At 61.7% G+C, this 26,152-nt stretch carries 19 protein-coding genes; 4 read left to right on the top strand and 15 right to left on the bottom strand.

The features are described from left to right. Positions 1-58 precede the first annotated feature (58 nt). Positions 59-841, top strand: a complete 783-nt coding sequence (locus ACQ4WS_RS06350) for a 3-hydroxybutyrate dehydrogenase (protein ID WP_034777971.1) — start codon at positions 59-61, stop codon at positions 839-841. 61 nt (positions 842-902) lie between these two features. After that, positions 903-1,751: a DUF2071 domain-containing protein gene (locus ACQ4WS_RS06345; RefSeq protein ID WP_436474685.1), complete on the top strand. Its 849-nt coding sequence runs from the start codon at positions 903-905 to the stop codon at positions 1,749-1,751. Here the strand turns inward: ACQ4WS_RS06345 and ACQ4WS_RS06340 are convergent. Further along, the gene (locus ACQ4WS_RS06340) at positions 1,723-3,366 is read right to left on the bottom strand and encodes a methyl-accepting chemotaxis protein (protein ID WP_436474683.1); all 1,644 of its coding nucleotides are present in this window, start codon (positions 3,364-3,366) and stop codon (positions 1,723-1,725) included. The genes ACQ4WS_RS06345 and ACQ4WS_RS06340 overlap by 29 nt on opposite strands. Before the next feature lie 679 nt (positions 3,367-4,045). After that, positions 4,046-4,642: a hypothetical protein gene (locus tag ACQ4WS_RS06335; protein ID WP_436474681.1), complete on the bottom strand. Its 597-nt coding sequence runs from the start codon at positions 4,640-4,642 to the stop codon at positions 4,046-4,048. A gap of 238 nt (positions 4,643-4,880) precedes the next feature. Here ACQ4WS_RS06335 and ACQ4WS_RS06330 point away from each other — a divergent pair, with 238 nt between their 5' ends. Next, positions 4,881-6,971 (top strand): S9 family peptidase, encoded by a 2,091-nt coding sequence (locus ACQ4WS_RS06330; protein ID WP_436474679.1) that lies wholly within the window; start codon positions 4,881-4,883, stop codon positions 6,969-6,971. A gap of 168 nt (positions 6,972-7,139) precedes the next feature. Here the strand turns inward: ACQ4WS_RS06330 and ACQ4WS_RS06325 are convergent, their stop codons facing one another. From ACQ4WS_RS06325 to ACQ4WS_RS06290, 8 genes are all read right to left on the bottom strand, one after another. Then, on the bottom strand, positions 7,140-9,194 hold the full coding sequence (locus ACQ4WS_RS06325) for an esterase-like activity of phytase family protein (protein ID WP_436474678.1): 2,055 nt from the start codon (positions 9,192-9,194) through the stop codon (positions 7,140-7,142). Positions 9,195-9,265: 71 nt separating this feature from the next. Next, positions 9,266-10,192, bottom strand: coding sequence for a helix-turn-helix domain-containing protein (locus tag ACQ4WS_RS06320; protein ID WP_436474676.1), 927 nt, complete (start codon positions 10,190-10,192; stop codon positions 9,266-9,268). A 55-nt stretch (positions 10,193-10,247) separates the two neighbouring features. Then, positions 10,248-11,153 (bottom strand): helix-turn-helix domain-containing protein, encoded by a 906-nt coding sequence (locus ACQ4WS_RS06315; protein ID WP_436474674.1) that lies wholly within the window; start codon positions 11,151-11,153, stop codon positions 10,248-10,250. Between the two features lie 15 nt (positions 11,154-11,168). After that, a complete protein-coding gene (locus ACQ4WS_RS06310) occupies positions 11,169-12,644 on the bottom strand; it encodes a mannitol dehydrogenase family protein (RefSeq protein WP_436474673.1) in 1,476 nt (491 codons plus the stop codon). Continuing rightward, positions 12,644-13,693 (bottom strand): ABC transporter ATP-binding protein, encoded by a 1,050-nt coding sequence (locus tag ACQ4WS_RS06305; RefSeq protein ID WP_436474671.1) that lies wholly within the window; start codon positions 13,691-13,693, stop codon positions 12,644-12,646. Before ACQ4WS_RS06305 ends, ACQ4WS_RS06310 begins: the two co-directional genes overlap by 1 nt. A gap of 23 nt (positions 13,694-13,716) precedes the next feature. Next, positions 13,717-14,535, bottom strand: a complete 819-nt coding sequence (locus tag ACQ4WS_RS06300) for a carbohydrate ABC transporter permease (protein ID WP_436474669.1) — start codon at positions 14,533-14,535, stop codon at positions 13,717-13,719. Positions 14,536-14,545: 10 nt separating this feature from the next. Then, positions 14,546-15,406, bottom strand: a complete 861-nt coding sequence (locus ACQ4WS_RS06295) for a carbohydrate ABC transporter permease (protein WP_436474667.1) — start codon at positions 15,404-15,406, stop codon at positions 14,546-14,548. A 198-nt stretch (positions 15,407-15,604) separates the two neighbouring features. Then, positions 15,605-16,915, bottom strand: coding sequence for an ABC transporter substrate-binding protein (locus ACQ4WS_RS06290; protein ID WP_436474665.1), 1,311 nt, complete (start codon positions 16,913-16,915; stop codon positions 15,605-15,607). Between the two features lie 311 nt (positions 16,916-17,226). Here ACQ4WS_RS06290 and ACQ4WS_RS06285 point away from each other — a divergent pair, with 311 nt between their 5' ends. Next, the gene (locus ACQ4WS_RS06285; protein WP_436474663.1) at positions 17,227-18,495 is read left to right on the top strand and encodes a maltoporin; all 1,269 of its coding nucleotides are present in this window, start codon (positions 17,227-17,229) and stop codon (positions 18,493-18,495) included. Positions 18,496-18,565: 70 nt separating this feature from the next. Here ACQ4WS_RS06285 and ACQ4WS_RS06280 read toward each other — a convergent pair whose 3' ends face one another. The 5 genes from ACQ4WS_RS06280 to ACQ4WS_RS06260 all read right to left on the bottom strand — a co-directional run bounded on the left by ACQ4WS_RS06280 (position 18,566) and on the right by ACQ4WS_RS06260 (position 26,103). Continuing rightward, the gene (locus ACQ4WS_RS06280) at positions 18,566-20,956 is read right to left on the bottom strand and encodes a chitinase C-terminal domain-containing protein (protein ID WP_436474661.1); all 2,391 of its coding nucleotides are present in this window, start codon (positions 20,954-20,956) and stop codon (positions 18,566-18,568) included. A gap of 112 nt (positions 20,957-21,068) precedes the next feature. Further along, the gene (locus ACQ4WS_RS06275; RefSeq protein WP_436474659.1) at positions 21,069-22,526 is read right to left on the bottom strand and encodes a glycoside hydrolase family 19 protein; all 1,458 of its coding nucleotides are present in this window, start codon (positions 22,524-22,526) and stop codon (positions 21,069-21,071) included. A gap of 299 nt (positions 22,527-22,825) precedes the next feature. Beyond that, a complete protein-coding gene (sorB, locus tag ACQ4WS_RS06270) occupies positions 22,826-23,440 on the bottom strand; it encodes a SorB family sulfite dehydrogenase c-type cytochrome subunit (protein WP_436474657.1) in 615 nt (204 codons plus the stop codon). A gap of 10 nt (positions 23,441-23,450) precedes the next feature. After that, a complete protein-coding gene (sorA, locus tag ACQ4WS_RS06265; RefSeq protein ID WP_436474655.1) occupies positions 23,451-24,677 on the bottom strand; it encodes a SorA family sulfite dehydrogenase catalytic subunit in 1,227 nt (408 codons plus the stop codon). Then, the gene (locus tag ACQ4WS_RS06260) at positions 24,670-26,103 is read right to left on the bottom strand and encodes an amino acid permease (protein WP_436474653.1); all 1,434 of its coding nucleotides are present in this window, start codon (positions 26,101-26,103) and stop codon (positions 24,670-24,672) included. Before ACQ4WS_RS06260 ends, sorA begins: the two co-directional genes overlap by 8 nt. Between the last annotated feature and the right edge of the window lie 49 nt (positions 26,104-26,152).

Raw genomic sequence — 26,152 nt, 5'->3', positions numbered from 1 at the left:
TATACTGGCATAGTCAGGTTTTCCAAGATCACTCCAACCCGCAATGCAAAGGATTAATATGCAACTCAAAGACAAAGTCGCACTGATTACCGGCGCCGCCAGTGGTATCGGCAAGGAAATGGCCATTGAATACGCGAAACAGGGCGCCAAGGTAGTCATCGCCGACCTGGCCCTGGAAGCGGCCAGCAAGACGGCCGAGGAAATCAAGCAGTCGGGCGGTCAGGCGTTTGCCGTCGCCATGGATGTCTCCAGCGAAGAACAAGTCGACAAGGGCGTGGCCGATGCTGCCGCCCACTTCGGCGGCATCGATATCCTGATCAGCAATGCGGGCATCCAGATCATCAGCCCCGTCGTCGACTACCCGTTCGATCAATGGAAAAAGATGCTGGCCATTCACATGGACGGCGCCTTCCTCACCACGCGCGCCTGCATGCGCGAAATGATCAAGGCCGGCCGCGGCGGCGCCATCATCTACATGGGTTCCGTGCATTCGCACGAAGGCTCGCCCTTCAAGAGCGCCTACGTGGCCGCCAAACACGGTTTGCTGGGTCTGGCCAAGGTGGTGGCCAAGGAAGGCGCAAAGGACGGCATCCGCGCCAACGTCATCTGCCCCGGCTTCGTGCGCACGCCGCTGGTCGACAAGCAAATCCCCGAACAGGCGGCCCAGCTGAACATCAGCGAAGAAGACGTGATCAAGAAAGTCATGCTGAAAGACACCATCGACGGCGAATTCACCACCACGCAAGACGTGGCGCAAACAGCCGTGTTCCTGGCAGCGTTCCCGTCGAACGCCCTGAGCGGCCAATCCATCGTCGTCAGCCACGGCTGGCATATGCAATAACACCTAGCGTCTCCGGCAGGCGGCGCCGTCCGCCTGCATCACCGCATCTGAAAGTTCCCAATTGCAAGACAACTCTTACCGTCACCCGCGCGCGGGCTGGCCGGGGCGCCTGTTTGCCGCGCTCGCCAATTGCACACGTTTTGCCAAGCTACGCCAGGCGATGATGTCCCGCCTGCCCTTCCTGACCTTGCACAGCGAGGTGCGCGACGTCGTCTATGTGAGCTGGCTGGTGGACGCCGCTGCCGCGCAGCAACTGCTGCCCGCCGGCGTGACCTTGTGGCAGCGCGGCGGCAAGACGCCATTTACCGTGCTGACCTACCGCCACGGGCATTTCGGCCCTGCCCTGCCCGGTCCGTTACGCAAGCTGCTGCCATCGCCCCTGCAAAGCAACTGGCGCTTGTACCTGGAGCACACGCCAGCGGGCGCGCCGGACGTGCCCTGCGTGTACTTTCTGAAAAACATCATGGATAGCCTGCCGCATGCGCTGGGCACGCGGCTGTTCAGCGACATCCTGCCGACCCACCTGGCTGCCGGCATGACGCTGGAAGTCAGCGCCACGCAAGCCCGCTGCGCCATTGCCAGCGGCGCCGGCAGCGCGCCGCCGCTCGATGTGCAGGCGGACATCGCAGCGGAGCATGGCCTTGATGCCGACTGGCAGCAGCTGTTTGGCAACTGGCACGATGCCGTCGCCTTCCTCGCCTGCCAGGATGCGGCCATTGCGCACGTGCCGCGCAACGGCAAGCTGGTCTTCGGCGAAATCGACTTGCCCGTTGATGTGGATCAAGTGCAAGCGCTGACGGCCTTGCGCGCCGACTGCGGCTTGCTGGGACAGCTTCCGCCGGTATCCAGGCCGTTTGCCTTTCTCGTGCCCAAGGTTTCCTTCAAGGCGTTGTCAGAGCGCCTGCTGTAGCGCGGCGACGCTCGGGCGCGCGCAGGGGCGTGGCCGGGCCGCCGCGCCGCCGTTCCAGCTTGAACAGGGCCATCGCCTGCTCCAGCTGCAAGGTCTGGTCTTGCAGCGACGCCGAGGCGGCCGCCGATTCCTCGACCAGCGCCGCGTTCTGCTGCGTCACTTCATCCATCTGCGTGACGGCCATGTTGACCTGGCCGATGCCGTGGCTTTGCTCGCGGGAAGCTGAGGCGATCTCTTCCATGATGCCGTGCACGCCCTGCACGGCGCCCAGCATCTCGGCGCTGCTGGCGCCCGCCTGCTGCGCCAGCTTCGCGCCTGCCTGCACCTGCGTCAAAGACGCCGTGATCAATTGCTTGATTTCCGTGGCCGCTGCCGCGCTGCGATGGGCCAGGCTGCGCACCTCGCCCGCCACGACGGCAAACCCGCGCCCCTGGTCGCCCGCGCGTGCCGCCTCGACAGCCGCATTCAGGGCTAGGATATTCGTCTGGAAGGCGATGCCTTCGATGATGCCCGTAATCTCGCCGATCTTCTTCGATGATGCGTTAATGTCCGCCATCATCGTCACCATCTGGCCGACGATTTCGCCGCCGCGCCCAGCCAGGCCATGCACCTTGCCCGCCATGTCGCTGGCCTGCACGGCGTTGCCGCTGTTTTGCTGCACCGTGGCGGCCAGTTGTTCCATGCTCGACGCCGTCTGCTGCAGGGCCGACGCCTGCGCTTCCGTGCGGCCAGACAAGTCCATATTGCCAGCAGCGATTTCCTGGCTGGCCATGCTGATGCGCAAGAAATTGCCGCGCACGTCGCCGACGATGGAATGCAAGTTCACGCGCAGCTGGCGCAGCGAACGCAACAACTGCCCCATCTCGTCGCGCCGCGTGGTATCGAGTTCAGCCGTCAGGTCGCCGCCCGCCATCACGTCGCACGCCTGGCGTGCACGCTGCAAGGGTTGCAGCACAGCACGGTGCAAACTGTGCCAGAAATACAGGGTCGCACCCAAGGCCAGCACGGACAAGCCCGTCAGCCAGCCGTGGGCCGCCTCCGGCAACACGCCCGCATTCCACGCCAGCTGCAGCAGCAATACCAGGCTCAGCAAGCCCAGATTCCAGCCGATGCGCTTGCCCAGCGGCAGGTCCTGCAAGCTCGCCAGCCTGGCCAGCCAGCTGGTCCGCACGGCCGCGCCCTGGCTGAGGGCGATGCCATCGGCCTGCCCCGCCTTGATGCGCGCGTACAGGGCGGATGCCTGCGCCACCTGCTGGCGCGTCGGTTTGGTGCGCACGGACATGTAGCCGACAGCCACGCCGTCTTCCACCACCGGCGTCACGTTTGCCAGCACCCAGTAATAATCGCCATTCTTGCAGCGGTTTTTCACCATGCCGCTCCACGAGCGCCCTGAGCGGATGGTGGCCCAGAAATCGGCGAATGCTTCGACCGGCATGTCCGGATGGCGCAAAATGTTTTGCGGCGCACCGATCAATTCTTCCGCGCTGTAGCCGCTGACGGCGATGAAATACGGGTTGGCATACGTGATATTGCCTTGCAAGTCGGTAGTCGAGACGATGGTCTCGGTATCGCTCAGCTTGATTTCGGTATCGCTGACGGGAAGATTGAGTCGCATGGTCACATCCTCAGAAGTAGCCCGTACAGTGACGGGTATGCGGACAGGGAACAGCCGCCAGGCAGTAAAGCGTGCACTGCACTGGCAACATTATTTTAATATTTTATTATTAATAAAATATACTTTATTCCAGCCTTGCCAGCGGTCAGGCCACGGCAGGCTCGCCGACCCAGTAACGGTCGATGTCTTGCAAGTGCCACTGGGCCGCGCTTTCCGTGGAAACAATGCGCTCCTGGCAACCTGGAACGGCCCAGGCGCTCGACATACATCCCCAGCACCAGTTCGCTACTCGTTATTTTTTTCAGCACGAGGACTCTCCAGACATTCAACTCGCGGCATTGACTTGCGCATTATCAATATCATACGTCAGAAATAATGATTAAACCAAATATTTACTCAATATGGGAAATATCAACAAATACAGCAATAATCACCAATTCTATCATTTAAATATACTAAATTAATTAATTAATAAATATATCAATTAAAGCATATTGAATTCATTACATTGTCTGCATCCTGCCGATGATGCATGCGTATGCCTGCCAGCGGCCGCATGGACCGCTACACGGGGATGATGTGAGGAAAGAAAGTGCGCCAGCGCCAAGCGCCCCGAAGTGGGGCTGGCGCTATGGGAGGAGGAATGTCAGACTGATGCGCGAGTGACGTGGCGGCCGGCTTAGCGCGGCACGTAGCGCCAGTTGGCGTTTTCCAGCATGAAGGTCAGTTCCGTCTTGATGCCTTCCGGACGGCTCGGCACGCTCAATTCCGTATCGCATACCAGGTAGCCCGTCTTGCGCTTGACATCGCACTCGTTGACGGCCTTGACCTGCATGGTGCTTTGCGCTTCCTGCATTTGCACATCCTTGGCCGCTTCCGGATCGCGCGCCACTTCTTCCTTGGCCCAGGCGCGTATCATCGCTTGCGCCTCGGCCGGAGACGGTCCCGCGAACTTGGCGTCCTTGCGCTCGACGCCGACCCAGGTACCGTTCTCGTTACGCAGCGGCAGCACCATGAAAGCATCGCGCATGCCCCCGCTCATGCCAACCAGGCACACCACTTCGCCCGGCACTTCCTGCGAATCCTGGCAGCCGGTCAAGCTGGTGACCTTGACGGCGATTGGTACCGGCAAAGTCGATTGTATTTTGGCCCGGGTCTTGGCCACGCCCGCCTGCACGGCGGCGTGGATTTGCTCCAGCGTGGGCATGGTAGCGGCATGGGCTGGCAAGGCGGCGAACAGGGCGGCGGCGGTCAGGGCGAGGGAAGTCAGGCGCATGGGTGTCGAGAGTAGTTGTCAAAGGCGGGCAGTCTAGCACTTTGCATAAAAACAGCTGTTTCTGTAAGAAAACATCTGCGCGCCCGACCACTCGACCAACTGGCACTGCCAGCCGGCTAACCGGCGGTCAACTCCCGCAGCAGGCGCGTCTTTGTTGCTATGATGTCGGGCTGCCGGCGGTACAGCCGGCCACGTCAATACCATATCGATAACGTCGCAATATAAAACGGGAGTTTGAATGAGTTTACGTCTGCTGCTCTTGGGAGCATTCAGTGCCGCCATGGCCACCACCGCCGTTGCTGCAGAACCTGCGCTGGCCGCGCCGCGCGGTTTTACCGTGGAAGACATGGTTGCCATGGAGCGCGTGGGTAGTCCTGTGCTGTCGCCGGACGCCACGCGCGTCGTCTATACGGTGCGCAGCACCAATCTGGACAAGAACCGCGGCAACACGCAGCTGTGGATGATCGACCTGCGCGCGCCGAACACGGCGCCGCGCCAGCTCACGCGCGGCGAGTCCAGCGCCAGCGACCCGCAATGGTCGCCAAACGGCGACGCCATCTACTTCCTCTCGGGCCGCTCCGGCTCCTCGCAAGTGTGGCGACTGCCCCTGAACGGCGGCGAAGCGGCCAAGGTCACCGACCTGGCGCTGGATGTCGATACCTACCGTTTGTCGCCGCAGGGCGACCGCCTGGCCTTCAGCATGGGCGTCTTCCTCGATTGCGCGGACCTCGCCTGCACGAAAAAACGCTTGGATGAAAAAGCCAAGAACAAGGCCAGCGGCATGGTCTACGACCAGATGTTCGTGCGCCACTGGGATACCTGGGCCGATGGCCGCCGCAATGCACTGTACTCGGCGCCGATCGACGCCAGCGGCAAGGTCAGCACCGCGCCCGTCAGCCTGAGCGGCACCCTCGATGGCGACGCGCCATCGAAGCCGTTCGGCGACAACAGCGAATACCATTTCAGCCCGGACGGCAAGACCGTGGCCTTCTCCGTGCGTGTGGCCGGCCGCACGGAATCGTGGTCGACCAACTTCGACGTCTACACGATTCCTGCCGCCGGCGGCCAGGCGCCGCGCAATCTCACCGCCGACAATCCGGCCTGGGATGCGAAAGCCACCTACTCGCCCGATGGCCGCACCCTGGCCTATGTCGCCATGACCAAGCCGGGTTTTGAGGCGGACCGCTTCCACCTGGTCTTGATGGATGTCGCCACCGGCAAGAAGCGCACTCTGGCCGACGACTGGGACCGCTCCGTGGCCGACTTCCGCTGGACGCCGGACAGCAAGGCTTTCCTCGTCGCTGCCGATGACGTGGGCCAGCACCGCTTGTTCCACATCGACGCGGCCAGCGGCAAGGTCGCTGCGTTGACGGGCAAAGGCGCCGTGGGCGACTTCGACGTGCGCGGCAATACCATCGTGCTGGCACAAGCCAACCTGGCCTCGGGCGCGCAACTGTACACGCGGAAACTCGACGCGAAGTCGGAAAACGCACCGATGGTCCAGCTGACGAAGCAGAATGCGGCAGCCCTGGCCGACGTGCGCTTCGGCGAATATGAACAGTTCTCGTTCACGGGCGCGAATGGCGACACCGTCTACGGTCACGTCATGAAGCCATGGAATGCCAAGGCGGGCGAAAAGTATCCCGTCGCTTTCCTCGTGCACGGCGGCCCGCAAGGCAGCTTTGGCAACAGCTGGAGCTACCGCTGGAATCCGCAAGTGTATGCGGGCGCCGGTTACGCCACCGTCTTCATCGACTTCCACGGTTCGACAGGCTATGGCCAGAAGTTCACGGACTCCATCAGCGGCGACTGGGGCGGCAAGCCGCTGGTCGACTTGCAAAAGGGCCTGGAAGCGGCCACCAAGAAATTCCCGTGGTTGGACCGCGAACGCAGCTGCGCGCTGGGCGCGTCGTACGGCGGCTACATGATGAACTGGATCGCCGGTAACTGGCCGGACGGCTTCAAATGCCTGGTCAACCACGATGGCGTGTTCGACAACCGCGGCATGGCTTACGCGACGGAAGAACTGTGGTTCACGGAATGGGAAAACGGCGGCCCGTACTACGACGCGCCAGCCAGACACGAACAGTTCAATCCCGTGAACTTCGTGAAAAACTGGAAGACGCCGATGCTGGTGGTCCAGGGCGACCTGGACTTCCGCATCCCCACCGCGCAAGGCCTGGGCACCTTCACGGCGCTGCAGCGCCAGGGTATCCCGAGCAAGCTGCTGGTCTTCCCTGACGAAAACCACTGGGTACTGAAACCGGCGAACTCGCTGCTGTGGCATCACACGGTTTTGGATTGGTTGAATACCTACACCAAGAAGTAAGCCAAGAAGTAAGCCGGTGAATGTCGGATTACGGCCTTTGGCCTAATCCGACCTACCCTCGATTTCCACAATAAAAAGCCGCGCGGTGCATCCAGCACCGCGCGGCTTTTTGTTTTGTAGGTCGGATTAGCGGCACGCGCGCCGCGTAATCCGACCCTGCACATCACATCAATACGTAGTGAGCGCCTTGGCGAACTTCACGATCCACAAACGGCTTGGGCGCTCACGGTCGTCGCCGCGCGCCACACGGATGGTATTGGCAGCATTGCAGCCGGCCGCGCTGCTGGTGACGATGACGCCGTTGGCGTCGACCGTGCACTTGGTCACGTCGGCATCCGCCACTTCCACGCCATTCGCGTCAAAGACCTTGGTTTTCAGGCCGAAGTCGTTGTCGTTGGCCAGCGCGATGGTGGCGTCGTCGATCAGGGTCAGGCCTTCCGCCTTTTCCGCCGCCCAGCCGATGGCGTTCAAGTCCAGCAGCAGGGTTTTCTTCAGCGGCGTGACGGCCGCCCAGTCGGCGCCATTGACGGCTGCGCCGCCCATGCTGCTTTTTTCCAGGTCCGAGCTCGTCGCATTGAAGGCGGCGGCCGCAATGTCCGTGGCGCCCTTCAATTCGACCAGCATCAGTTTATTGAAGACCTTGCCCGAAGGTGCGGCGCCCTGCTCGATGACGAGGAACTTGCCGCCGCCCAGCGCCACCATGTCGCCCAGCTTGGCATTGCCCGTGCGGCCATCCTGATAGTCGGCGGCATTCAGCGGATACGCATACATCTTGCCGCTGCTGCCCGTCACCGGATCGAATTCGATCCAGCGCGTGAAGCGGGCGAAGCGTTCGACCTGTTCATTCTTCTTCGTCACCGAATAGGGTGCCGTGCCATCGGACAGAGGGCTTTGCAGGAAGGCATACAGCTTGTCGTTACTGGTATCTAAGGTCATGCCTTCCATGCCGCGATTCGCGCGGCGCTTGGAGAACAGCGCCGGCAAGCCCTTGCCCGGCTCGTACTTGGCCTGGATGACGCCCGTGGCAGCATCGATCTTGATGATGAAGGGGCCGTATTCGTCGGAGACCCACAGCGCGTTGCGCTTGGCATCGACGACGATGGCTTCCGAATCGAGGCCGCCCGCGTTGAAGACAGCCTTGCCGGTCGCATCAAACTTCATCGCATCCATGACGGGAATCTCGGCCGAATTGCCCACCGCGCCCACGGGCACGGGCAAGCCCGAGCTGTTGACCGTGGCCGACACCTTGATCGGCGTGCTCGATGCCAGCACGGCGCCGTTCTTGCCCACCGTGATGACGCCGAACGATGGCGTGAAGCTAGGCGACGGGAAGATCTTGCTGCCGATCGTGCCCTTGCCCGATGGATCGGGCACCAGCGGGCCGTCGCCGTTCGGGCCGCGGTCCGTCAAGCCATAGAATTCCAGGTCGCCGGCCGCATTCTTGCCCTTGTAGGCCAGGCCCGAACCGTAAGATGGCAAGAAGCCATTCGGGAATTCGCCCTTGATCTTGGCATTCGCGCCTTCGTACGGCACGTAGAATTTGTCAGCCGCCTGGATCTGGTAGCGCGTCACGGTGACTTTCACTTCGCCGACCGGATTGGCTTGCGTCAGCGCCTCGTTGACGGGCGCGCCCGCCTTCGAGGCGAGGGTGTCTTCGAAATGCTCGCGCACCAGCGCGCGGCGTTCCGCATCGACCGTGCGGCTGGCGAATTTCCCGCCCACCACTGCCAGATGCGCGGCCAGGGCCGTATTGAAAACGGCCGGGGCGCTAGCAAAGTCCAGGGTCTTGCCGGCCAGCGCCGCCTTCACTTCGGCCGTCAGCTTGATGCCGTTCGATGGATCGCTGTCATCGTCCAGCAATTGCAGTGCCAGCAGGCGGTTGACGACCTTGTCGTCCGCCACATTCGTGCTGGCGGCCAGCGCCAGCGGCGTGACGATGGCGCCGCATGGCGCCGAGCCCAGGGCCAGCCCGCCGATGCTGAAGGCGACCGTATCGCCGGGGTTGCACATGAATTCGCCCTTGGCATTGGTGCTGGCCTTGGCCGCGCTGCCAGCCACATAATCGAGGCCTTCCACCGCACCGTCGAGAAACACGCCCGTCTGCGCCACAGGCTTGGAAGGCTCCGCCGGCGCATTGTCGCTGCCGCCACAGGCGGCCAGGGTCAGGCTGGCGGCGATGGCCAACAGGGTCAGTTTCGGGATCGACGTTACGGCAGTATTCATGCATTCCTCGGCTAAGGTGGGATTCAAGCCGAGGAGGATAACTGTTCAAAGTGACAAGCCCATGACAGGCGTCACGGCGGTGGCGTATTCGCAACAGGCCCGCCGATACCGCCAAAGCGGCCATCGGCCTGGCGCCGGAATTCCTTCGGCGTGACGCCCTTCACCTGCAAAAAGCGGCGGTTGAAATTGGCCACGTTCTGGAAACCCACGTCGTAGCAGACGTTCGACACGTATTGATCCGTGTCCATCAGCAGCTGGCACGCCTTGTTGATGCGCAAACGGCTGATGAAATCCGTGAAGCTGTTGCCCGTCGCCTTGCGGAAGAAGCGCGAAAACTTACTCAGCGACATGCCCACCTGCTCGGCCAGCATTTCCGCCGAAATCGGCTCGCGGTAATTGTCCGTAATGTAGTTGAGGACGGAATTGACCTTGGCCAGCGTGGCGTCATCGTCGTACGAACGCAGGGAGGCGCTCGACAACAGGCGGTAGTTGGCCGTGCGCGCCAGTTTGCTCATTAATTGCACGAATTCGGCGAAGCGCTCGGCGCCATGCGTGGCGCGGATGTACGCCAGGTGCTGCTCGGCCTCGTGGCCCATGTCGAAAAACTCCACGCCATAGCTGGAGCGCTCGAGCAGCGGCAGCAGCTCGCGCAGTTCGGGGATGACGCGCGCGGCGCCGGCCAGCGGCGCGTGGGCGAATTGCACGATCATGTCGCGCAGGGCCACGCCGCCTTCCGGCATGACGTTGGAAATCCAGTTGTGCGGCAGGCGCGGGCCCGTCAGCACCAGGTGCCCGGGCGAGAATTCGCCGATATAGTCGCCCACGAACAGGCGTCCGCTGGTGGCGACGATCAGGTGCAGCTCATATTCCTCGTGACAGTGCCAGCGCACGCGCGAGCTGGGATAGCCGTGTTCCAGGTAATTGATGATGCCATCGTAGCTTTCGCGCTCCAGCTCGGGCGCCTTGCGCTCGCTGTCCTTCTGCCATAGGTGTTCCATGCTTGTCTCTCTCAGGCTGTCCCCGCCTGTACCATCGAATGTACCTCAAAAAGCGTCACTCGCCAAAACGGCCCAGCGCCTGCTGGCGAAACTCCTTCGGCGTCATGCCCTTCAATTCCAGGAAGCGCCGGTTGAAATTGGCCACATTGTTAAAACCCGCTTCGTAGCAGATGCTGCTGACATAGCGCTCCGTCTCCATCAGCAGCTGGCAGGCCTTGTTGATGCGCAGGCGGTTGACGAAGTCCGTGAAACTGTTGCCCGTGGCGCTGCGAAAGAAACGCGAAAATGTCCGCTCGGGCATGTCCACCTGCTCGGCCAGCTGTTTCAGCGAAAACTGGCTGCTGTAATTGTGCACGATGAAGTTGATGGCCGAGCTGATGCGCGCCAGCGCCACGTCATCGTCGCTCGACTGCATCGGCACTGTCGACAGCAGCTGGTAATCGCTGGTCTGCGCCAGTTCGCCCAGCAGTGTCAAAAATTCGATGAAGCGCGGCAGGCCGCTGCTGTCGCGGATGCGCCGGAAACGCCGCAGCGACTGTTCGCTGACGCCAAAAAACTCCACGCCGTGCAGGGCGCGCTGCAGCAGCGGGAAAATGTCCTTCAGTTCGGGAATGGCGGCGGCCATCGACGCCAGCGGCGCATGCGAAAACTGGATCACCATGTCACGCAAGGCCAGGCCTCCGGGCGGCGTGTCCAGCGAGACCCAGTTATGCGGCACGCGCGGCCCCGTCAGCACCAAATGACCGGGCGCAAACTGGCCGATGTAGTCGCCGACAAAAACCTTGCCGCTGCTCTCGACGATCAGGTGCAGTTCGTACTCGTCGTGGTAATGCCAGCGCACCAGCGCATTCGGAAAGCCGTGCTCCAGGTAGCGGATGAAGCCAAAACTGCCTTTCGGCTCGAAGCCCGGCGTGGCATCGCGCTGCTGTTCCAGCTCCATCTGCGGCAAGGAAGTTGGCATGGCGCGCCCTCCCCGTCAGGCGACGATCTGTTCCAGCGCCGCGCGCGCGCCCAGCCCATACAGGCTGGCCAGTGCCGCGCCCACCGCCTGCGTGAACGCGGGCGTGTCGGAAAGGTCGCCGAACAGCTCGCGCAGGGACAGCAGCGCCGTGGCGTCCACCCCGCCCTGCAGCGCCAGCACGCGCAGGCGCGCCGCATACGGGTCGTTCAATGGCATCTCGCGCCCCTGCTCATCGTGACCTTCCAGATAGCGAAACCAGCACGCCACCGTGAAGGCCAGCAGCGTGATGGCGCCGCCTTGCGCCAGCGCTTCGCGCACGGATGGCAGCACGAATTTCGGAATACGCGCGGAGCCTTCCGTGCCGATGCGCGCCAGCTGGTCGCGCACGGCCGGATTCGAAAAGCGCTCGATCAGGGTGTCCTTGTACTGCGTCAGGTCGATGCCATCCACTGCGCCGAGCAGGGGCGTGACTTCCTCATCCATCATGCGCCGCACGAGCGCGCGGATGCCAGGGTCAAGCATCGCTTCATGCGCAAACGTGTAGCCAAGCTGCATGCCTATATAGCACAGGGCCTGGTGGCTGGCATTGAGCAAGCGCAGCTTCATCTTTTCATACGGCAGCACATCGTGCGTCAGCTGCGCGCCCACCTTTTCCCAGGCCGGCCTGCCCCGCGGGAATGCATCCTCGATGACCCACTGGCGAAATGGCTCGCACACCACGGGCCAGGCGTCGAGGATGCCAAAGGCATCGCGCACAAGCGCCCGGTGTTCATCCGTGGTGGCCGGCGTGATGCGGTCGACCATGCTGTTGGGGAAGCTGCCATGCGTGGCCAGCCAGCGCGCCAGTTCTGCGTCGCGCAGGGCGACAAAGGCCAGCAGCATCTTGCGCGTCACGTCGCCATTGTTTTGCAGGTTATCGCAGGACATGATGGTAAACGGCGCCAAGCCGCGCTGATGCCGCAGGGCCAGCGCGGCGGCCAGGTAGCCGAACGAGCAGCGCGGCGCCTGCGGGTGCGCCAGTTCATGCACGATGTCTGGGTGAGCCGCATCAAACTCGCCCGTGCCCTGATTCACATAGTAGCCCCCCTCGGTGATGGTCAGCGCGACGATGCGCGTGCCGGGGTCGGCCAGCTTTTCCAGCACGGCTTGCGGCTCGTCGGGCGCATACAGGTATTCGCCGATGCAGCCGATGATGCGCGCCGTATCGCCGGCCGCGCTGCGCTCGACCACCGTGTACAGCCCGTCCTGCGCCCGCATGGCGTCGCGCATGGCCGCATCGGTCGGCAGCAAGCCCACGCCGCAATAGCCCCATTGCTCATTTCCGGGCAAGGCCAGCAAATCGTCGAGGTACACGGCCTGGTGGGCGCGGAAAAAGCCGCCCACGCCGATATGCACGATGCTGGGCACGAGCGCGCCGCGCGCATACGCGGGCACGGCAACGTTGGCGGGCAGCTGCGCCAGGTTTGCCTGGTTCAAGGCGATGGCGTCCATTACAGCGCTCCTTTCGCTGCCGCGTAAGTCTTGCCCGCGCGGTCAAAATAATGGGCGAAACCCGGCTCGAACGTCAAATGCGTCTGCTGGCCCGGCTGCAGGCTGCTGCGTTCGGCGCCGCGCGAGACCAGCTGCACATTGTTCGGCAAGCGCACATAGGTGAGGGTTTCCACGCCCAGGGACTCCACCAGATCGACGGTGACGGGCACGCTGCCCGGCTGCGCCGCGCCCAGGTGCACGTGTTCGGGGCGGATGCCGACAAAACCGTCCGCCTGCGCCGCGCTGCCCGCCTGCGCCAGCAGTTGCGGCGCCGCATCGGCGGGTACCACGTTCATGCTGGGCGTGCCAATGAATTGCGCGACAAAACGGTTGGCGGGACGGTCATACAGTTCCAATGGCGAGCCATGCTGCTCGATCTGCCCATCGCGCAGCACCACCACCCGGTCGGCCAGGGTCATCGCTTCGACCTGGTCGTGCGTGACGTAGATGGTGGTGGCGCCCAGTTCGCGGTGCAGCTTGGCGATCTCGATGCGCGTCTGCACGCGCAGGGCCGCATCGAGGTTCGACAGCGGTTCATCGAACAAAAACACTTTCGGGTCGCGCACGATGGCGCGGCCGATGGCCACCCTCTGGCGCTGGCCGCCCGACAGTTCCTTCGGCGTGCGTTCCAGGTAACGCCCAAGGTCGAGGATGGCGGCCGCCTTGTCGACTTTCTCGCGGATGATGGCCGGATCGACGCCAGCCAGTTTCAGCGCAAACGACATGTTCTGGAACACCGTCATGTGCGGGTACAGCGCATATGACTGGAATACCATCGCCAGGTCGCGCCTGGACGATGGCAGGGACGTGATGTCGCGCCCGTCGAGCGACAGCTTGCCGCCGTCGATGGGCTCCAGGCCCGCGATCAGGCGCAGCAGGGTTGATTTACCGCAACCAGACGGCCCCACGAAGACGACGAATTCGCCCTGTTGGATGTCCAGGTCGATGCCCTTGATGGCGCGGTGCTCGCCAAAGAATTTCTCGATATTGCTCAGTTGAAGGTAAGCCATGATGTGTGTCTCTATTCTGTAGATTATTTGACTGCGCCGAAGGTCATGCCTTGCACGAGTTGCTTCTGGCAGAACCAGCCCAGCGCCATGATGGGCGCGATCGCCATCAGGGAAGCGGCCGACAATTTCGCCCAGAAGAGTCCTTCCGGGCTGGAGTACGAGGCGATCAGCCAGGCCAGCGTGCCCGCATTGGAGGCGCCCAGGTTCAGTGACCAGAACGATTCATTCCACGACCACACCATGCACACGAGGGCCGTGGAAGCGATACCGCCCACGGACAGGGGCAGCACGACGTGGCGGAATTCATCCCACACGGTGGCGCCATCCATGCGCGACGCTTCCAGAATTTCGCGCGGCAACTCCTTCATGCTGGTGTACAGCAGCCAGATCATGATGGGCAAATTCATCAGCATGAACATGATGGTCAGGCCGATGCGCGTGTCGAGCAGGCCGAAATACTGGTAGCAGATATAGATCGGCATCAGGGCGCCTACGCCGGGCATGTAGCGCGAGCTGAGCATGAATTTTAGCAAACCGATGGTGCCGCCCGTGGGAAAGAAGGCCATCGAATACGCGGCCGGGATGGCAATCAACAGGCCGATGGCCGTCGAGAGCACGCTGGTAAACAGCGAGTTCCACGCGTAGCCGAAGTAATTGTCGCGCGCCAGCACTTCGCGAAAACTGTCGAGCGTGGGCGTGAAAAACAGCAGCGGCGGCGTGGAAATGGCTTGCCCTTCCGTCTTGAAGGCCATCAGGCCCAGCCAGAAGATGGGGAAGAACAGCAGCAGCGCGAACAGCCAGGCGGCGCCCGTGCGGCCAAGCAGATTGAGTTTGCTATGCATCAAGGTCTCCTTATTTCGACAAATTCTTGCCGATGACGCGCATCAGGAAGAAGGCGGCGATGTTGGCAATGAGCACGGCGAACAGGGCACCGGCCGAGGCCGCTCCCACGTCATACGACAGCAGTGCCTGCTGATAAATCATGAAGGTGATGGTGGTCGTGTCGAAGCCGGGACCGCCACCCGTGGTGGTAAAGATTTCCGCAAAGATCGACAGCAGGAAAATCATCTCGATCATCAGCACCACCGAGACGGCGCGCCCCAGGTGGGGAATGTAGAGGTAGCGCAACTGCTGCAGATAGGTGGCGCCATCCATGCGCGCCGCTTCCAGCTGCTCGCGATCCATCGATTGCAGGGCCGTCATGAAGATCAGGCAGGCAAACGGCAACCATTGCCACGAGACCATCATGATGATGGAAAACAGCGGGTGGGCCGACAGCCAGTCGACGGGCGTGGCGCCAAAGAACAGGCTGATTTGCGCGAACAGGCCATAGATCGGATTGAGCAACATGTTCTTCCACATCAGGGCATTCACGGCCGGCATGATGAGAAACGGCGAAATCAGCAGCACCCGCACGATGGCGCGCCCCGGGAACGCTTCATTGATCAGCAGCCCCAGCGCCGTGCCCAGCACTACCGTGATCAGCATGACGGAAAACAGCAGGGTGAAGGTGTTCTGCAAGGCCGGCAGAAACGAGGCATCGGTAAAGAAAAAGTGGAAATTGGCCAGGCCATGAAAAGGATGGCCGCTCGGATCGAGCATGGAATAGCGCACGAACGCGTAGTACAGCGTGATCAACAGCGGAATCACGGAAATGACGGAGACGGCAACCACAGCCGGCGTCAGCAAAGTCCGGGGGATAATGCGTTTCATAGGAGTTCTCTTGGGACGTGAGGTATTTTTCAAACCCGCAAGACTGAAATACCGGGGTCGGACCCTGAGGGGGAATGCGGCCCAATGGGACGCATTCCGATCCGAGGGGCCGACCCCAGCTTTCGTCATTCGGGTTACAACAGCATCACCTGTTTGCAAACTACCGCCAGCGCAGTAGGTACTGTCAGGTGTTACCCATTATTTGTAATACCCACCCTTGCGCATTTCCCGCTCCGCCGTCTGCTGCGACAATTCCAGCGCCTTGTCGACGCTGATCTTGCCCAGCAGCGCTGCCGCCATCTGCTGGCCGGCGGCCACGCCGATCACCTGGAATTCAGGAATCGATGCAAATTGCACGCCCACGTACGGCGATGGCGGCAAGGTGCTTTGCACGGCGCGCGTGGTGGCCAGGGCCTTGCCTTCGGCGGCGGCGAATTTTGCCACTTTCTGGAACTCGGGGCTGGCATACGTCGACTTGCGCGTGCCCGTCGGCACATTGGCCCAGCTGGTTTCCTTGGCAACCAGTTTCACGTAGTCGGGCGAGGTGGCCCAGTTGATGAAGCGCTGTGCTTCATTCGGGTGCTTGGAACTCGCGGGTATGGCCAGCGACCAGATCCACAGCCAGTTGGCGCCCCGCTCCGTCACGCCCACGGGCGACTGGGCGAACGCCACCTTGTCGGCCACCTTGCTTTGCTTCGGGTCCGTGATGAAGGAGGCGGCAATCGTCGCGTCGATCCAGATGCCGCACTTGCCCTGGTTAAACAGCGCCAGGTTTTCATTGAAGCTGTTAGCGGCCGCGCCCGGCGGGCCGTATTTCTTCATCAACTCGACGTACATGGTGACCGCGTCCTTCCACGGCTTGCTGGTAAATTGCGGCTTCCATTGCATGTCGAACAGCTGGCCGCCATAGGAATTGGCCATGGTAGTGATCAGGGCCATGTTGTCGCCCCAGCCCGGCTTGCCGCGCAGGCAGATGCCGTACACGCCGTTGGCCGGATCGTGCAGCTTGGCCGCCACGTCGCGCAACTGGTTCCAGGTGGGACGATCCTCGATGGACACGCCCGCTTTTTTGACCAGGTCGCTGCGGTACATGATCATCGAGCTTTCGCCATAGAACGGCGACGCGTACAGCTTGCCGTCGCCGGAGAGGCCTTCGCGTATGGCCGGCAGCAAGTCGTCGATATCGTATCTGGCGTCCGGCTTGATGGGAATCAGCCAGTTTTTCTTGCCCCAGATGGGCGTTTCATACAGGCCGATGGTCATCACGTCGAACTGGCCACCCTTGGTGGCGATATCGGTGGTCATGCGCTGGCGCAAGACGCCCTCTTCCAGGGTCACCCATTTGAGCTTGATGTCGGGATTGGCTTGCTCGAAGAACTTGCTGAGCTTTTGCATTTCGATCATGTGGCCGTTGTTGACGGTCGCGATGACCAGGTCGGTTGCGGCAAACGCAGACGAAGCGAAGCAGAAGGCGCCGGCGCACAGCGCGGCAATGGCGGAACGTTTCATTGTGTGTCTCCAGTGTTTTTTGTCGTTGGCAATGCTCAGATACTTAGCACCACGACCACAATGTAGCACCGGACTTTGATACTTTCTGATACTCCAAAACCGCAATTCAATACTCTTTTGCAGGCGCACTATGCGCAAGAGTATCGATATGCAGCAAAAACAACACTCTGAAAGAAAGTATCAGCACTTGCACGTTTTGTATCAGGGTGGTTAAAAAAGCGCTGCTAGACTTGGTTTTCGGCATTAGACCGTGCGCGGTGAGAGTTCCCCTGGGGTGCCACCGCTACCACCTACATTCTTCTGGAGACCGCATGAACCGCACTGCATTGAAAACTTTACCTGCCCTGATCCTGGCCATCGCCAGCGCTTCCGCCATCGCCGACCCCATGTACCCATCCGACGCCGAAGGCTTCCACGGCTACCTGCGCGCTGGCGCCGGCAGCAATACCTCGGGCGACGGCGGTTCGCAAGGCTGCTTCGGCCTGGGTGGCAATACCATGAAATATCGTCTGGGCAATGAGTGCGACGCCTACACGGAATTCGGCTACACCAAGTCCGTCGCCAAGTCCGGCGGCGTGAACTACCTGGCCACGATCTGGGTCAACGCTTATGCGCCAAACTCCGATTTCGGCGACAACAAGCTGGGCATCGTCAAGGCTTATGTCGAAGCGCAGGGACTCGATTTCCTGAACGGCGGCACGGCCTGGGTCGGTAAACGTTTCTACTACCGTCCTGACATCCACATGCTGGACTTGCAATACATCAATATGAACGGCACGGGCGCCGGCCTGGACCGCATTCCTGCCGGCCCCGGTAAATTCTCGTATGCCTTCTTCAAGGACAACGATATCAATACCGTGTCGCCGACCGGCGTCGTCAGCACCAAGTCTGCCGTGCGCCAGAACTTCATCTTTGGCGAAATTCCCGTCAATGAAAACGGCACGCTGGACCTGGCCGCGACCTACATCATCGGTGAAGGCAAGGACAACGACGCGAATGGCCAGAAGCACAATGGCTGGCAACTGTCGGCCTTCCACCGTCAAGGTAAAGTGTTTGGTGGCGGCAACACCTTCGGCGTGCAATATGGCGTCGGTCCCGGCACTGGCAACGGCGCGCAGTTCGGCGCTTCGGGGGACACCAGTTTCGGTTCGGATGTGAAACGCACGCGCGTGTTCAATGACATGGCGATCCAGCCGTTGCCGAACTTTGGCATGGAATTCGTCGCCCTGTGGCAAAAAGACGAGTCGAATGCCAAAGGTTCCTCGACCTGGACTTCGGTCGGCGTGCGTCCTGTGTACGCCTTCACCGACAATTTCAAGCTGGTGGGCGAACTGGGTACGGACCGCGTGACGCAAGCGGGCGGCCTGCCAGCCAAGCGGCTGACCAAGCTGACCATCGCACCGACGATCTCGGCCGGCCCTGGCCTGTGGTCGCGTCCTGAACTGCGCGCTTTCGTGACGTACGGCAAATGGAACGATGCGGCCACCGCCTCGGTCAATGCGTCGAACAACGGCGGCCCGATCTACAACAACAATACCAGCGGTACTTCTTATGGTTTCCAGGTGGAAACCTGGTTCTAAACGGGATCAGCGGTAAAAACTAAAAAGGGCGGAACCTCGGTTCCGCCCTTTACTTTACGGCATCACGAACTTACGGTAGCGCTACCGGCAATTCCGGATACTCCTGCGTCAATGCGTACTTGGTGCCGCCCACGGTGACCGTGTAGTTGGCCGGCCCCGAGATCGGCAAACGGTAGTTCAGGGTCAGCGCCACTGAGCCGCCCGGCGCCAGCGATTGCCAGGCGGGAATCGCAAAGCGGGCCCGGTTGTAGTTCTTCGTGAAGCCGCCGATATTGTTCGGCCCCGTGTAGCCCGCATTGATCACCGTCAAGCCGAAGCCGGACTGATCGCTCATGTCCGATGGCGCCGAGACGGGATAGTCGAACTCCACCACGGTGCCGCCCGGCAGGGTCGAGGCCGTGTTGTTCTTCACCGTCATCACGGGATTGATGGGAAAGTTGTTGTCGCCCAGCTTCCAGCCACCGAGGGAGATGCTGACGTTGGCCGCCGTGCCCGGCATGGCGATTTCGGCGCGCTTATTGCCATACACGCCAGCCGTGCGGAAGGCCTGGTACAGCACGTCCGTCAGGGTGGTGCCCATGAAGTACTCGCCCTTGCCGCCATTGCGCGTGGCATCCCAGGCATAGTCGCCCGCCATTTCCCAGATCATCACGCCGCCGATATTGTTGTTGACGATGTACTGGGCCTTGGCCGCGATCGACTGCGTGGTTTCCGTGGAAAGGAACACTTTCTTGCTCGCATTCCACAACCACGGCGCCACCATGGTGCTGCTGTAATGCGGCACATAGGTGCCCACCAAGGCCTTGTCCGTGACTTTATACGCATCGAGGTAGCTTGGCACGATACCGTTCTGCAAGTTCAGCGCATGCCAGATGGGGTTGCCGCCACCCGGCGTCGGCTTGCCTTGCGAGTCCAGGTCGTACCACACGTTGTCGATGCCGGTGGCGCCCGTGCCGCAGGTTTTCACGCCTGCGCAGGTGACCGTGGAATTGGTCAGCGCCGTCGTGCCCCACAGGCCATTCGTGCCGCCCGTCACATCCTTCCAGCCCCGCGTGTAGAACGGCACGCCGATATTGATGCGGCCCGCCTGCATGGCGCCACGGTAGTAGCGGTAAGCCCAGTCCGTATTCAGGTAGCCGATGTTCTGGTACTGGTAAGCGTTACCGGCACGCAATTCGCCATCGTTGCCGTCGTCAAACAGCGCCGCGTTCGGTCCCACATACTGGTTCCACGCGCCATGCAAGTCGTAGGTCATCAGGCTGGCATAATCGAGATATTTCAATCCCGACATATTTTCCTCGCCGCGCAAGACCCAGCCCGAGGCGGAACCGGCGATGGTGAGCAGATAGTATTTATTGTCCTGCACGGCCGCTTCGTCGAGCTTCTGGCGCAGCACTTTCAGCAGCACGTTGTAGCTCGTCATCAAGCCGGCCAGCCGTGGTTTCGAGACGGCGAAGTCGTTCGGATTGCCCGCCTCATTGTTGGTGGTCGGGTGTTCGTAATCGACATCGACGCCATCGAAGAAGTTGTACTGGCGCACGAAGGCCACCATGGAATCGGCCAGGGTATTGATGCCGGCCGTGTTGATGCTGCCGTCCGCGTTCGTCGTGGCCGTGTAGAAGCCGCCGCTGCCGGCCCAGCCGCCCACGGAAATCATCAGTTTCACGCCCGGATACTTCTTCTTGTATTGCGACAGCAAGTTGAAGTGGCCCTTGTACGGCAAAGATGGGTCCATGGCGGCGGCCGGCACGTTCGGCCACGTCAAGCCCGTATCTGGATTGGCCGCACCGCTGCCGATGGCGATTTTTGACGTCGCCGGGTCAACGGAAGCAAACGCATAGTTCAGGTGGGTGATCTTGTTCCACGGCAGATTGTTTACCAGATAGGTGGGGCTGCCATCGACGCCCGTGCGCCAGCTGGCGAAGTAGCCGACGATGCGCCGGTTCAAGCCATTGCCCAGCACTTCGCGGCCATTCGCGTCGTATACCTTGCAATACGGCACATTCGGTACGGCCGAGATCAGACCGTCGGGACGGCAAGCCGTGGGCGTGGGTGTTGGGGTCGGTGTTGGGGTCGGTGTTGGGGTCGGTGTTGGGGTCGGTGTTGGGGTCGGGGTCGGGGTCGGGGTCGGGGTCGGGGTCGGGGTCGGCGTTGGCGTTGGCGTCGGTGTTGGGGTTGGGGTTGGGGTTGGGGTTGGGGTCGGCGTATCCGTCACTGCCCATGGGCCCCACTGGTCGGCGGCGCTGGGGACATTGCCCTGCGTCCACCACTTGGCCTTGTAGGTGACGCCCTGGTAGAGCACGCACTGGCCGCCCGTGTAGACGGTGGCGGCATCCCAGACGGCGCACGCTTCGGCGGCGGCGAGCAAGGTGTTTGGCGCGGCGGTCGTGCCGTCCTGGCCGCCGCCGCAAGCGACGAGCACGCCGCTGAGCAGGGCCATCAATAATGCATTCGATTTCATGTGGTGTCTGTCTCCGTTATGGTGGTACAGCTTGTACGTTGTGCGCTGTTGCAGGCCCCTCAAGGGGCTCTTGTCAACTGTTATCCCTGGCCGGCTATTCCTGCATTGACTGCTACTGCAACTTCACATTCCAGTTGGCTTCCACGCATTTCACGTAGTTCCCGGCCAGCAAGGCGCTGTACGGGGTTTGATAGCTGACCAGTTGGCATTGATTGTCGCCACCCGCGCTCCAGTTTTTTTCCCAATAGATGTTGTAGGAAGCGGAACTGGCCGGAGTGAAGCGTTGCATGTTGGCGCAAGACAATTGTTCGCCGGAATAATCCCAGCCCATGTCAGCGGCAAATTGCTTGTAGTAATCGATGCGGTTTTGCGCGGCCTGCTTTTCCGTGCCCTGCCCGCATTCGGCGTTGATGATCATGATGGTGGTGGCGAAGTTATTGCCCGCGCCAGCCGTCGTATCGGCCGTGTTCGGCACCCACGTGCCGTCGAGCACATGCAGCATCGACGGTTTCGGTGGTTGCGGATAGACAAAAAAGAAGGTCGCCGACGCCAGGTTCAGCCAGGTCGAGGCCACCAGATCCGGGTTCTTCAGCAGCACGGATTGATCGCCGTCATGCATGGCTTGGGAAAACGGCCCATAGTTATAGTTGTACGACAGCTGCTTGGCGCCGCGGCCGAAATATTTCTTGAAGCTGCCGTCCGCGTTCTTGCCACAGGTCCACACCTTGTTGAAGACGGGATCGGCGCACTCGATGTTGTAGCCGCAGCCGGCGCCCGTCTCGTCGCAGCCCAGTTCGCGCAAATACTTCAAACCCTGACGCCATTGCGGCAGCGGACTGCTGGCGTTATGGTCGCCCGTTTCCTGTACGAAATGGGCGAACATGGTGGCCAGGCTGTGGCGGCAGATGGCATCCGCATTGCGCCCGTCGCTGTAATCGTCGCACACGGCGGGGAACTTGGCCACGGCTTGCAGGAAGCGCTGGTAGGTATAACTGGTATCGCGCGCGGCAAAATAGTAATCCCACTTCGCCGCCGGCAACAGGCGCTCGACGCGCTTGACGTTGAGCGGATTGCTGGCCAGTCCCGGCTGCACGGCTTCGACAGCCGTATTGCCCAGGGTGCGGATCGAGGCCTTGACCTTGCGGAAGAAATCGTTATTCGTCAGCGCCGCCTCGTTGGCCTCGGCCTGGGCCTTGGTGGGCACGCCTGGCGTGGGCGTGGGCGTGGGCGTAGGAGTCGGTGTCGGAGTGGGAGTCGGTGTCGGTGTCGGAGTGGGCGTTGGCGTTGGCGTGGTGGTATCGAGACTCCACGGTCCCCACTGGTCGTTGTTCGGCGCCGTGCCCTGCACCCACCATTTGGCCCGATACACCTTGCCGTCGTAGACGGCGCACTGGCCCGCCGTATAGACGGCAGCGGCGCTCCAGGCCGCGCAACTGTCGCTGGCAGCCGTGGCGGCCAGCAGGGTCGATGGGGGTTCGGTGGTGGAATTGCCGCCGCAAGCGAGTAGTGCGCTGCCCAGCAGGCCAGCCATCAAAGGCGAGGCCAGCCGGCTAATTTGCCGTGTCTTCACAATGTCTCCTGAACGTTATACGAAAACTATCGAAGTAGCTTTTTATGTTGTACGTAAAGAAAGCACAGCGAAGCGTCGGCTTTCTGCACAGAGAATGCGACGCGCTAAATTGGTAGTCAAGTGGTTTTATATAGCGGTGTTTTTTACAATACCAGTGCTGGCGATCGCTGCGTCGTCAAGCGATGCGGCAGCGAATGGGGGACGTAATAAAAAGCCCGCTGCAGGATGGCAGCGGGCAATACCGCGCAGGATGGGGGGCGGCAAGTGGTATTAAGGGTTTCCGCGCGTGCGGGACGAACTTATCTGTTCAGCACGTACTTCGCCAGGCTCGCCGCATCGGCTACACTGAGCTGGCTGAAGGGCGGCATGGGCACGGGGCCCCATTTGCCGGCACCGCCACTGCGGATATTCGCCGCCACGGCAGCGACACTGTCCTTGCCCTTGTATCTGGCGGCCACTTCCGCAAAACCAGGCCCGACCACCTTCTGATCGAGGGCGTGGCAAGCCATGCAGCCGTTCGCCGCCAGCAAGGTTTTGACATCCTTGCCGCTGGCGGCCGGGACAGCGGCTGCCACGGGTTTGGCCACAGCCGCAGCCGTTGTAGCGGCGCCCCGCTCCACGCCATAGGTTTTCACCAGGTAATCGACCATGGCCGGCATGTCCGCGTCGTCAAACTGGGCGCCAAACGGCTTTTTCATCTTCTTCACGGTCGCTTCCCAGTAGGCGCGCGGCGAGGCGGGCGGCTGGCTCGATGCATATTGGGCCGCGTGGCACGTCATGCAGTTGCGCTGTACCAACTGGTAGCCGGGCAATTCGCTGGCTTTGTAGGTTGCCGTTTCCGGCGGCAAATGGATTTCCAGCGCGCACGCACCGCCCGCCGCCGACAGTGCCAGCGCGGCAAGTAATATCTTCATATGGTTCTCCTCAGACTGCCTGGATGCGCGTGGTTTCCACCACGTTGCGCATATAACCCATGGGATTCCACAGGGCTTTCATGGGCTGGCTCTGACCGATGCGATTGACGGCGCGCACCATCAGCACGTGCTTGCCCTTGCGCGGCGCTTTCAGGATCATCGTCCACTCGCGGAAGGAAAAGCGTCCCAGGTCCTTGCCCAGCCTGGCTTCCTGCCAGCTGTGCCCGCCGTCAAGCGACACCGTCACCTCGCTGATGCCCTGGCCGCCATCAAACGCGATGCCGCGCAGCGCCAGGTCGCGCCCCGCTTTTACCTGCGCGCCATCGTGCACGCTGGTGATGAAAGAGCGCACGTTGAGGCGGCTGATGGGCGTCGTCTTGCCCACGGGCGCGCCCGGCTCGATGAAGCCGGAACCGTTGTCGGGAATGCGGTAGCCCGTGCTCATCCAGAAACCGTCGAACGGTTTGTCCAGCACGGTGATGTCGCTCAAGTGCTTGACCCAGTAAGTGCCATAGAACCCCGGCACGATCAGGCGCAGCGGATAGCCGTTGAGGAAAGGAATATCCTCGCCATTCATGGCCCAGGCCAGCATGACGTCGCCGGCCATGATGTGCTCGACGGACAAGGCTTTTTGAAAGTCGGGGCCATCGCCCACGGGCGGCGTTTCCAGGCCATTGAAAGCGACCTGCACGGCGCTGGCTGCGATGCCAGCCTTTTCCAGCACGGTTTTCAGAGGGATGCCCGTCCAGCGGGCATTGCCCATGGCGCCATTGCCCAGCTGCCCGCCATTCGCGCGCGGGGCGAAGAAGCCACGGCTATTGCCCGAGCATTGGGTCACGGCCACCACATCGACGGGCTCGGCCAGCTGTTTCAGTTCGGCCAGCGACAGCGCCAAAGGCGTGTTGACGAGACCGCCGATGCGCAGGCGGTAGCTGTCGCCATCGATGCTGGTGGGCAAGCCGCTCCAGTGGTAGCGCACGAAAAACGCGTCGTTGGGCGTGATCGCGCCTTCATTGAAGACACTAAACGGCGTTTCCAGCTGGGGCGGACGGCTGGTCAGCAGGATCAGCGGGCGCTTTTGCGGGAAGGCCACCAGTTCGCGCTCGCCATTTTCAAACGGCAAGGTGATGGAGGCAGCCAAGGCTGACCCAGGCCCCGCCACTGCGGCGGCGCCCAGGGCGGCCGTCGTGCGCAGGAAGCGGCGCCGGCCGGCGGGCAACAAGGTCGTGTCAGACATGTTTGAGCTCCACTTTGGTCTCGGCCGTTTCACCGCCGTTGCGGTCATCGTTGACGAGCTTCTTGATGTAGTACATGACGCTCATGATGACCACGCTCAACAGGCCGAACCAGAACGACACGCGCTGCTCCGTATCGGACGACACGCTCATGGCGCCGAGGATCACCAGCATGGCGATGATGGTGAAATACGTCAGGTAGGGGAACAGCCACATGCGCACCTTGATGCGTTCCGGGCATTCGCGTTCCAGGCGGCGGCGCAGGCGCAATTGAGATATCGCAATGAGCAGGTACACAAACAGGATCAGAATGCCGTAGGAATTGACGATGAAGGGGAACACCAGGTCGGCCGACACATACGATACGGCAATGGCGAAATAGGCGAACAAGGTGCTGAACAGGATGGCGCGAATGGGCACGCCGTTCTTGCTCAGCTTGACCAGGCCCGTGGGAGCATCGCCGCGGCGGGTCAGCGCAAAGATCATGCGTGACGAAGCGTACAGACTGGAATTCAAGGCCGACAGCACGGCCGTCAAAATGATGGCGTTCATGATGTGGGCCGCGTACGGGATGTTCATCACGGTCAGGGCGCTGACGAAAGGCGTGGCGATGGCCGGCGAATCCCAGGGCACGATGCAGACGACGACAAACATGGAACCGACATAAAACATCAGCACGCGCGTGATGACGGAATTGGTGGCGCGGGCGATGGCCTTGGCCGGGTCTGACGTTTCAGCGGCGGCGATGGTGACGATTTCGGCGCCCGAATAAAAGGCCGTGGCGGCGACGGCGCCGCTCAATACTGGGCCCCAGCCGTGTGGCATGAAGCCGCCATTGCTGGTCAGGAAACCCAGGCTTGGGATGCTGTTGGGCAAGCTACCCGTGATGAACAGGGCGCCGACGAACAGGAAGACGATGATGGCGACCACCTTGATCGAGGCAAACCAGAATTCGAATTCGCCGAACGCCTTCACCGAGAACAGGTTCAGGATGGTCATCGAGACCAGCAGCACCAGGCTGATAGCCCACGACGGCACGTCGGGCAGCCAGAAGTTGACCAGCTTGGCGCCGGCGATGGCTTCCAGTGCGACGACGACGACCCAGAAATACCAGTACATCCAGCCGCTCATGAAGCCGAGGAATTTCGACACTTTCGGCTTGTCGTCGAAGGCCAGGCGCGCATATTCGTAGAAGGAGCCGACCACGGGCAGGGACGAAGCCAGCTCGCCCAGCATGCGCATGATCAGGACGACCAGGCCGCCCGTGAGCAGGAAGGAAAGGATGGCGGCCGGGCCGGCAGCCTTGGCGATGACGCCGCTGCCGACAAAGAGGCCGGCGCCGATCACGCCGCCAATGGCGATCATGCTCATGTGGCGCTGCTTCAGCGAGTGCTGCAAGCCCGTGTTGTTATGGTTGTCGCTAATCATTTTTGTCTCCTAGTAATATCTGAAGCTCGGTGCGCCCTGGCCTGCTGCG

The sequence above is a fragment of the Janthinobacterium leeuwenhoeki genome (genome assembly GCF_051380795.1).
In the GTDB taxonomy this organism is placed as follows: Bacteria; Pseudomonadota; Gammaproteobacteria; order Burkholderiales; family Burkholderiaceae_D; genus Janthinobacterium.
This window is presented reverse-complemented; position numbering and strand designations above follow the sequence as displayed.